Origin of the sequence: Mycobacterium sp. (genome assembly GCF_040509115.1) — a bacterium.
Taxonomy (GTDB): domain Bacteria; phylum Actinomycetota; class Actinomycetes; order Mycobacteriales; family Mycobacteriaceae; genus Mycobacterium.
In genome coordinates, this window is sequence record NZ_JBEVLO010000178.1 from 1 (window position 1) to 8,417 (window position 8,417).

Genomic DNA, 8,417 nt, shown 5'->3' on the forward strand with positions numbered 1-8,417 from the left:
TCAATTCATGGTTGCATCAAAAAACCATGACGGCTAGGCTCATGTCGATGAGACGTGACGTGGAATTCAGGGTCGAAGACGGCACCGTGCTCCGCGGGTACTTTCACGCACCCGATCGCGGAAACGGCCCGGCCATCGTCATGGCCCACGGATTTTCCGGAGTCAAGGAGCAAATCGACCACTACGCAGCACTTTTCGCCACGGGCGGGTTTGCGGTTCTGGTCTACGATCACCGAGGCTTCGGAACGTCGGCGGGCACGCCGCGGTTGGAGGTGGACCCCCTCCACCAACTGGCGGATTGGCGTGACGCAATCGGTTTCGCCGTAGCCCAGCCCGAGGTGCACCCCGGGGTGCGGGTCGGTGTCTGGGGATCGAGTTTTGCCGGCGGCCTGGCGATGGTGCTGGCGGCCAACGACGGCCGCGTGGGGTGTGTGGTGGCCCAGATTCCGAACGTCAGCGGACACCGCAACGGATCGCAGATGTTCAGCTCTGCTCAACGAGCCGAACTTGAAAGGCTTTTCGCGGACGATAGGCGGTCTCGGCTGGGCGGTAGCGAGCCAGCGCGCATTGCGGTGTTCGCCACCACGCCCGGCCAACCGTGTGCCCTGCCACCGGCGGTCAGCCCTAGGTACGTAGATGCGGTTACCGCGCTGACGCCGACTTGGGTCAACGAAGTCACGTTGCGTTCGGTGGAGAACATGCTTGCGTTCGAACCTGCGGGCTGGGTGCCGTATGTGTCGCCGACCCCGCTGCTGATGATCGTGGGGGCCAACGATGGGGTCACCTTCCCGGACCTGCAACAAGAGGTTTTCCACACCGCGTCCGAACCCAAGCGGCTCGTCGTCCACCCGGGCGGGCACTTCGATACCTACAGCCAGCATTTCGAGCAGACCAGTCACGCCGCCCTGGAATGGTTCACCGAGCATCTCGGGGCAGCACTGACCAGTCGCGCCGAAGCTGGCACCGTCCGCACGAAGCCGGTGTGACCAAAAACCCTACCAGGCAGCAAATTTCGATAAATCACAACGAACAGGAGAAGTCCGACATGCCCATGTGTGATCTCTACATCCAGAACGGCGCCCTCGAGCCCGAAGCCGAGCGCAAGTTCGTCGGTCGGGTCAGCGACCTGCTCGTCGAACACGAAGTGCGTCGCATCGTCGACCTCGTCGAAGATCCCGCCGCGGTCCAGGCAAGCATCAAGCGGGCCAGCTCGATCGCCTGGATGTTCGTCCACCGCACCGACACCTATGTGGCAGGAATTCCGGTCGGACCCGAGGCGCCCCGAGGCCCGGTGTACAAGTTCGTCGTCCGCATCCCCGAGGGCCAACTCGACGACGTGTTCATCCCGGCGGTCAACCGCGACATCCTCAAGGCGTTGACCGAAGCCGAGAATGGTCGATGGAAGCACCCCGAGTTGCGGCTGTGGGTCTTCGTCGAGGAAGTCAAGGATGGCACGTGGGGTGCGGCCGGGGAGGTGTTGCACCTGCGAGACATCGTCGACTTCGTCGCCCCCGGACTTGGGGAGGTCGCAGTCGACCGGTGGGAGAACAAGAAGCGCGCGGAGGCGGCGGACTACGTCCGGCTCGCCCATTCCGAGGAGGCGCCCGCATGAACCACCCCGTTGCTCAAAGCCCCGGTCACCAAGTTGATCGCGGCACGGGATCGCTTCGGCTGCAGGTGTTCACCAGTCCGACCCGCCCAATTGGTGGCGACCAGACGTTCTCGCCGATCACCTCGACGTTGATCTCTGGGGACACCGACGTCGTCCTGGTCGACTCCCAGTTCGTCAAGGCCGACGTGGATGCTCTCGGTGACATGATCGAGGCCACGGGCAAGAAGCTAACGACGATCTTCGTGACCCATGGGCACGGTGATCACTGCTTCGGTAGCAGCCGGCTGATGGAGCGCTTCCCCGGAGCGCGGTTCGTGGCGACTGCCGGAGTCGTGAGCTATCTGACGACACACTTCGAGCGTGAGGTCCGCACGGGTAGAGGATTTTTCGGCGACGACCTCAGTGTTCTCAGCACGATGCCCGAGGCGCTCGAAGGCGACGTCATCGATCTCGAAGGGCATGAGCTGCGTGCCATCGAGGTCGGGCAGGGGGACATCGCGCCCAGCGCCGTGTTGCACATACCATCCTTGGAAGCGGTGGTCGCCGGTGACGTCGCCTACAACCAGATCCACCAAATGTTGGGGTTGAGCGGGCCTGCCGAATGGATTAGATGGATCCAAAGCGTGGAAACGCTTCAGCGTCTCAATCCCGGCATCGTGATCGCCGGGCACAAGAAGCCCGAAGCCGACGACGACGGCCGCAGGGTTCTCTCCGACACGCGTTCCTACATCGCGGACTTCGCCGCTGCGTTTCATCGCGCCTCGTCGATGGAGGAACTCGTGGAGGCGATGCAGGCCAAGTATCCCGATTACGGCAATCTCACGACGCTGTACTACTCCGCCCACAACGCGATCAAGCGCCACAAGTAGAGGCGTCGGACATGAATCGCTGTGACCCGCATCCGCGTTCCAACACGCAGTTTCGACGATAGAAGGACAACTGATGCAGATTGAGGGATCTGTCGCACTGGTGACGGGAGCCAACCGCGGCCTCGGCCGTCACCTGGCCGAGGAATTCGTCCCCCGGGGGGCTGCCAAGGTCTACGCCGCGGCGTGTTGGTGAACAACGCGGGGAACGGCTCGTCGGCGTCACTTCTGGACGGCCCAATGGACACCATTCGTGCGGTGATGGAAACGCATTACTTCGGGACGCTGTCGGTGACCCGCGCCTTCGTGCCTGCCCTGCGCGAGAACGCTCCAAGTGCCATCCTGAACATTGCCTCGGTGCTGTCATGGACGCATCCAGCCACCTTCGGTCCATACTGCGGGGCCAAAGCGGCACTGTGGGCCCAAACCGACAGTGTGCGCGGGGAACTGGCCACAAGCGGCATTGCGGTGACTGCGTTGCATGTCGGCTTCATCGACACCGACATGATTGCGCACATCGACGTCCCCAAGAACGACCCGCGACTCATCCCGGCGGCCGCCGTGGACGGGGTCGCCGCCGGCGCCCAGGAAGTGCTGGCTGACGACCTCACCCGCCTGGTGAGGACCTCCCTCGGCAACAGCCCCGTCCCCGGGGGCGCGGCCCACGCTGAACTTCATACCGGGTCTGGCTCACCTCACCGGTGACGCCGTCGATTGCCGCTGCCGCCACCGAACGTGCGTGCACGTCCACCCCAACACTCGTACGCTCTACAGAGACCGGGGCCTCCCAGCCCGCAACCCCCAACTCAACGCCGACGGTCACCCATACCGTCTAGGTCAGACCGGGTAGGTCACCCGTCAGATAGCGCTGGATGTTCGGCGCGATGGTGTCGGCGATCTGTTGGACGGGCAACGACTTGAACGGCTCGAGCTCGAGGATGTACCGCGCCATGACGACGCCGACCAACTGAGTAGCGACGAATTGGACCCGTACCGCGCCCGAGCCAGGGGGAGAGTCGACGCGCGAGCCCACCTCGACCGTGATGACGTCCTGCAGGAACGATCGGATCAGGCTGACGTCGTCCCCGGCCAGCATCGACCGCAGCGTCGCGATGAACCCCGATCCCATCTCCGAATCCCACAGCGGCAACAGCAGGGACGGCAGCACGTGGCCGAGGTGCTCGACCGGGACCTCCCGCAACGGTCCGATGACCTGCATGGGGTCGATGGGGATGTGGACCGCGGCGGCGAACAGCTGTTCCTTGGTGCCGAAGTAGTGATGTACCAGAGCTGGGTCGACGGCCGCGGCGGTGGCGATGGAGCGGATCGACGTATTGCCGATCCCGTTGCGGGCGAACATCTCCCGCGCATTGGTCAGGATGCGATCGCGAGTGTCGGACGTTCCGGGTGGGCGGCCGGGCCGCTTGCGGTTCGACGGGCTCACGGCGTCCTGCGTCGCAGGGTGGCCGCCGCCAGGCACAGCGCGACCACGGCGAACCCGATCACCACCGCGATGTCACGGGCCGCGGTGGCGGTCAGGTCCTGGTGCGCGCCGACCTCCTTGAGTGCCTCGAGGGCGTAACTGGCGGGCATCACGTTGCTGATCCACTGCAGCCAGTCCGGCAGGGCGTCGCGTGGCACGATGATCCCGCACAGCAGCAGTTGCGGCGCGATGACCACGGGCATGAACTGGACGGCCTGAAACTCGGTGCGCGCGAACGCGCTACACAGCAGGCCGAGTCCGACGCCGAGGACGGCGTTGATGATCGCGATCGCGAAGACCAGACCGGGGCTGCCTGCGGTGTCGAGTCCGAGCAGCCAGAACGAGATGACGCATGCCAGCGTGGCTTGCGCGGCGGCGGCGATCGAGAAGGCGGTGCCGTAGGCGGCCAGCAGATCCAGTCGACGCAGGGGAGTGGTGAGGATGCGCTCCAGGGTTCCCGAGACCCGTTCGCGCTGCATGGTGATCGAGGTGATGAGGAACATCACGATCAATGGGAAGACGCCGAGCATGATCAGGCAGGCGTTGTTGAACGGCGACGGCGCACCCGGCGGGTGCGGCGCGTCCTGGAACATGAAGTACATCAGCGTGATGATGAGGCTGGGGACGACGAGGATCATCGCCACGCTGCGGTGATCGCCGGCGAGTTGCCGCAAGATCCGCCCGGTGGTGGCCAGGTAGGCCTGCGGACTCAGCCGAGGGCGGGTTCGGTGCTGCGCCGAATGACGGACAGAAACGCTTCCTCCAGTGACTGACATCCCGTGTCCTCTCGCAGCTGGGTCGGTGTGGTGTGGGCGAGGAGCCGACCCTCGCGCAGGAGCAGCAGGTCGCCGCAATGGTCGGCCTCGTCCATCACGTGGCTGGAGACCAGCAGCGTGGTGCCGCGCCGAGCCAGGTGGTCGAACTGCTCCCAGAGGTCGACTCTCAGCACGGGGTCAAGGCCGACGGTGGGTTCGTCGAGGACCAGCAGGTCCGGGCGCGCGACCAGCGCACAGGCCAGCGAAACCCTGGTGCGTTGGCCGCCGGAGAGGTTGCCGCACAAGGCCGTTCGGTGATCGTCGAGGCCGACGTTGGTGACGGCGTCGTCAGCGGCTGTGGCATCGGATCCGTACAGCGAGGCGAAGTAGCGGACGTTGTCGATCACTCGGAGGTCCGGATAGATGGTGGCGTCCTGGGTGACGTAGCCGACGCGGTGTCGGAGGTCGGCCGAGCCTGCGGGCCTGCCCAGCACGCTGACCGAACCCGACGCGATGACCTGGGTGCCGACGATGCAGCGGATCAGGGTGGTCTTGCCACATCCCGACGGCCCAAGGACTCCGGTGATCGTGCCTGGCGCGATTCGCACGGTGACGTCGTCCAATGCCGTGCGCTTGCCGCGGACGACCGTCAGATGCTCGATCGCGACGGCGGGGTGGCCGCTCTCGCGATTTAATTCATCGTGCGATGAAGTCATCATGTGATGAATATCCGCCCCATGGCCGGGGCTGTCAAGGGCGCCCGGCACAATTCCCGTGTGAGCGCGGACCTGTTGGCGACCGACCCGATCGCAGCCGCCCGACTCCTGGTCGGCGCCGAACTGGAGGGCCGCGGCGTGACGGCGACCATCGTCGAGGTCGAGGCCTACGGCGGACCGGCCGACGGACCCTGGCCCGACGCCGCCGCGCACTCGTTCCGGGGTGCAGGCGGACGCAACACCGTGATGTTCGGGCCTGCCGGTCGGCTGTACGCCTACCGCAGTCACGGCATCCACGTGTGCGCGAACGTGGTCTGCGGTGACGACGGCGAGGCCGCCGCGGTCCTGCTCCGCGCCGCGGTGATCACCGACGGGTCGGCAACGGCATTCGCCCGCCGCGGTCCGTCGGTGCGTGCGACCGCCTTGGCCAGGGGGCCAGGGAATCTGTGTTCGGCTCTCGGAATCACCATGGCGGACAACGGGATCGACCTATTCGACCCCGACGGACCCGTCACCCTCGTGCTGGCGGAGCCCTGCTCAGTCACCAGCGGACCGCGGGTCGGGGTCAGTAAGGCCGCCGACCGGCCGTGGCGGTTCTGGCTGTCGGGCAGTCCGGAGGTGTCGGCCTATCGGCGCAGTCCGCGGGCACCCGCGCCGGGGATGAGCGACTGATGCGGAAGGATTGATTCGTGACTTCTGTGCAGGATTCTAAGAGCCCCGGCATCCTCGACGAACTGGAGTGGCGCGGCCTGATCGCGCAGAGCACCGATCGCGACGCCCTGGCCGCGGCACTGGCAGAGGGGCCGCTCACGCTCTATGCCGGCTTCGATCCGACGGCGCCTAGTCTGCACGCCGGGAGCCTGATACCCCTGCTGACCCTGCAACGCTTCCAGCGCGCAGGCCATCGGCCGATCGTGCTGGCGGGCGGGGCCACGGGCATGATCGGCGACCCGCGGGAAAGCACGGAACGCACCCTGAACAGCGCCGACACCGTCGCCGAGTGGTCCGACCGCATCCGCGGGCAATTGGAACGGTTCGTCGAGTTCGACGGGTCGCCGACCGGCGCGATCGTCGTGAACAACCTGTCCTGGACACGCGAGTTGTCGGCGATCGAATTCCTTCGTGACTTGGGCAAGCACTTCTCGGTCAACGTGATGCTCGACCGCGAGACCATCCGTCGGCGCCTCGACGGCGACGGCATCTCGTACACCGAGTTCAGTTACATGCTGTTGCAGGCCAACGACTTCGTGGAACTCCATCAGAAGTACGGCTGCGCGCTGCAGATCGGCGGTTCCGATCAGTGGGGCAACATCATCGCCGGTGTGCGGTTGGTGCGGCAGAGGCTCGGCGCCACCGCCCACGCGCTGACCGTGCCGCTGGTGACATCGGCCGACGGAAAGAAGTTCGGCAAGTCGACCGGCGGCGGGAACGTGTGGCTGGATCCCGAGCTGACCAGCCCCTACGCGTGGTACCAGTACTTCTTCAACACCGCCGACGCCGACGTCGTCCGGTACTTGCGGTGGTTCACGTTCCTGTCGGCCGACGAGGTGGGGGAGCTGGAGACCGCGACGAGTGAGCGGCCACACGAACGGGCCGGACAACGGCGCCTCGCGCGCGAGCTGACCACGTTGGTGCACGGCCAAGCCGCGACCGATGCCGTCGAACTCGCCAGCCAGGCACTATTCGGTAGGGCCGAGCTGGGTGGCCTGGACGAATCCACGCTTGGTGCGGCTCTGCGCGAGACCTCCGTGGCGGAGTTCACGCCGGGTGGGCAAGAGGTGATCGGCGACCTGCTGGTGGCCACCGGCCTGACGAAGAGCAAGGGCGAGGCCCGCCGCACGCTTGCCGAGGGTGGCGTCTACGCGAACAACGTCCGGGTCGAGAGCGATGACTGGGTGCCGGAGGCGTCGGACTTCCTGCACGGTCGATGGCTGGTGCTGCGGCGCGGAAAACGCAACATTGCGGGTGTTGAGCGGAAGCTCTAGACCCTGAACTTCTGTCGGACACGCCTCTGACCAGGCAGTTTGACTCTCCGTTATCCGGCACGTAACTTAGTCCAAGTCGCCGCGACCCGGCCAAGCCGAGGAGCGCGACGGCATCACCGAGGAAGACCTGCCCTAGTATGGGCGGTCTTCCAACTGTCCGCTCTACAGGCACGCGGCGAAAGTCGCGGGGTTGTTGCGCGGTCAGGCGGAGATGTCGGGTGTGTTGTTTGAGAACTCAATAGTGTGTTTGGTGGTTTTTGTTTGTTGTTTTTGGCTGCCCGTGTGGGGGACTCCTCGTCTTCCTGTCTGTGCGGGTGGTTGTTTTTTTGGATGCCAGTTTTGGTGTCTTTTTGTTGGGTCGAATCTTTCTGATTTGAATTCACCTGTGCCTGTTGGTGTGGGTTGTTTTTGTTTGGAGAGTTTGATTCTGGCTCAGGACGAACGCTGGCGGCGTGCTTAACACATGCAAGTCGAACGGAAAGGCCCTTCGGGGTGCTCGAGTGGCGAACGGGTGAGTAACACGTGGGTGATCTGCCCTGCACTTTGGGATAAGCCTGGGAAACTGGGTCTAATACCGAATATGATCATGCGCCTCATGGTGTGTGGTGGAAAGCTTTTGCGGTGTGGGATGGGCCCGCGGCCTATCAGCTTGTTGGTGGGGTAATGGCCTACCAAGGCGACGACGGGTAGCCGGCCTGAGAGGGTGTCCGGCCACACTGGGACTGAGATACGGCCCAGACTCCTACGGGAGGCAGCAGTGGGGAATATTGCACAATGGGCGCAAGCCTGATGCAGCGACGCCGCGTGAGGGACGACGGCCTTCGGGTTGTAAACCTCTTTCAGCACAGACGAAGCGCGAGTGACGGTATGTGCAGAAGAAGGACCGGCCAACTACGTGCCAGCAGCCGCGGTAATACGTAGGGTCCGAGCGTTGTCCGGAATTACTGGGCGTAAAGAGCTCGTAGGTGGTTTGTCGCGTTGTTCGTGAAAACTCACAGCT

The 8,417-nt window shown here is 64.8% G+C and carries 8 protein-coding genes, 1 rRNA gene and 1 pseudogene; 7 read left to right on the forward strand and 3 right to left on the reverse strand.

Annotated elements, in window-relative coordinates:
- Positions 1–47 precede the first annotated feature (47 nt).
- The 4 genes and pseudogenes from ABW137_RS12730 (at position 48) to ABW137_RS12745 (ending at position 3,183) form a co-directional block, all read left to right on the forward strand.
- Positions 48–986 (forward strand): alpha/beta hydrolase, encoded by a 939-nt coding sequence (locus ABW137_RS12730; protein WP_526400396.1) that lies wholly within the window; start codon positions 48–50, stop codon positions 984–986.
- Between the two features lie 59 nt (positions 987–1,045).
- Entirely contained in the window at positions 1,046–1,612 is a 567-nt protein-coding gene (locus ABW137_RS12735) for a hypothetical protein (RefSeq protein WP_526400398.1), read from the forward strand.
- A complete protein-coding gene (locus ABW137_RS12740; RefSeq protein ID WP_526400400.1) occupies positions 1,609–2,481 on the forward strand; it encodes an MBL fold metallo-hydrolase in 873 nt (290 codons plus the stop codon). Before ABW137_RS12735 ends, ABW137_RS12740 begins: the two co-directional genes overlap by 4 nt.
- 73 nt (positions 2,482–2,554) lie before the next feature.
- Positions 2,555–3,183, forward strand: a pseudogene (locus ABW137_RS12745) (SDR family NAD(P)-dependent oxidoreductase).
- A gap of 127 nt (positions 3,184–3,310) precedes the next feature.
- On the opposite strand, the gene ABW137_RS12750 reads toward ABW137_RS12745, so the two are convergent.
- Genes ABW137_RS12750 through ABW137_RS12760 form a run of 3 tightly spaced genes read right to left on the reverse strand, consistent with a single transcriptional unit; the run spans position 3,311 to position 5,435 of the window.
- Positions 3,311–3,922, reverse strand: a complete 612-nt coding sequence (locus tag ABW137_RS12750; protein WP_526400402.1) for a TetR/AcrR family transcriptional regulator — start codon at positions 3,920–3,922, stop codon at positions 3,311–3,313.
- The gene (locus tag ABW137_RS12755; protein ID WP_526400404.1) at positions 3,919–4,737 is read right to left on the reverse strand and encodes an ABC transporter permease; all 819 of its coding nucleotides are present in this window, start codon (positions 4,735–4,737) and stop codon (positions 3,919–3,921) included. Before ABW137_RS12755 ends, ABW137_RS12750 begins: the two co-directional genes overlap by 4 nt.
- Positions 4,671–5,435 carry an ABC transporter ATP-binding protein gene (locus ABW137_RS12760; protein WP_526400406.1) on the reverse strand — a complete coding sequence of 255 codons (765 nt, stop codon included), beginning with the start codon at positions 5,433–5,435 and terminating at the stop codon, positions 4,671–4,673. Before ABW137_RS12760 ends, ABW137_RS12755 begins: the two co-directional genes overlap by 67 nt.
- 18 nt (positions 5,436–5,453) lie before the next feature.
- Between ABW137_RS12760 and ABW137_RS12765 the strand changes: the two genes are divergently transcribed.
- The 3 genes from ABW137_RS12765 to ABW137_RS12775 all read left to right on the forward strand — a co-directional run.
- On the forward strand, positions 5,454–6,104 hold the full coding sequence (locus ABW137_RS12765; protein ID WP_526400408.1) for a DNA-3-methyladenine glycosylase: 651 nt from the start codon (positions 5,454–5,456) through the stop codon (positions 6,102–6,104).
- 50 nt (positions 6,105–6,154) lie between these two features.
- Positions 6,155–7,417 carry a tyrosine--tRNA ligase gene (gene tyrS, locus ABW137_RS12770; RefSeq protein WP_526400410.1) on the forward strand — a complete coding sequence of 421 codons (1,263 nt, stop codon included), beginning with the start codon at positions 6,155–6,157 and terminating at the stop codon, positions 7,415–7,417.
- 409 nt (positions 7,418–7,826) lie between these two features.
- A 16S ribosomal RNA gene (locus tag ABW137_RS12775) occupies positions 7,827–8,417 on the forward strand; the annotation flags it as partial.

Excerpts from the sequence above, each read along its gene's own strand:
- ABW137_RS12735 (WP_526400398.1), top strand. The coding sequence starts at position 1,046 with ATGCCCATGTGTGATCTCTACATCCAGAACGGCGCCCTCGAGCCCGAA.
- ABW137_RS12755 (WP_526400404.1), bottom strand. The coding sequence starts at position 4,737 with ATGTCAGTCACTGGAGGAAGCGTTTCTGTCCGTCATTCGGCGCAGCAC.
- ABW137_RS12730 (WP_526400396.1), top strand. The coding sequence starts at position 48 with ATGAGACGTGACGTGGAATTCAGGGTCGAAGACGGCACCGTGCTCCGC.
- ABW137_RS12740 (WP_526400400.1), top strand. The coding sequence starts at position 1,609 with ATGAACCACCCCGTTGCTCAAAGCCCCGGTCACCAAGTTGATCGCGGC.
- ABW137_RS12765 (WP_526400408.1), top strand. The coding sequence starts at position 5,454 with ATGGCCGGGGCTGTCAAGGGCGCCCGGCACAATTCCCGTGTGAGCGCG.
- ABW137_RS12760 (WP_526400406.1), bottom strand. The coding sequence starts at position 5,435 with ATGATGACTTCATCGCACGATGAATTAAATCGCGAGAGCGGCCACCCC.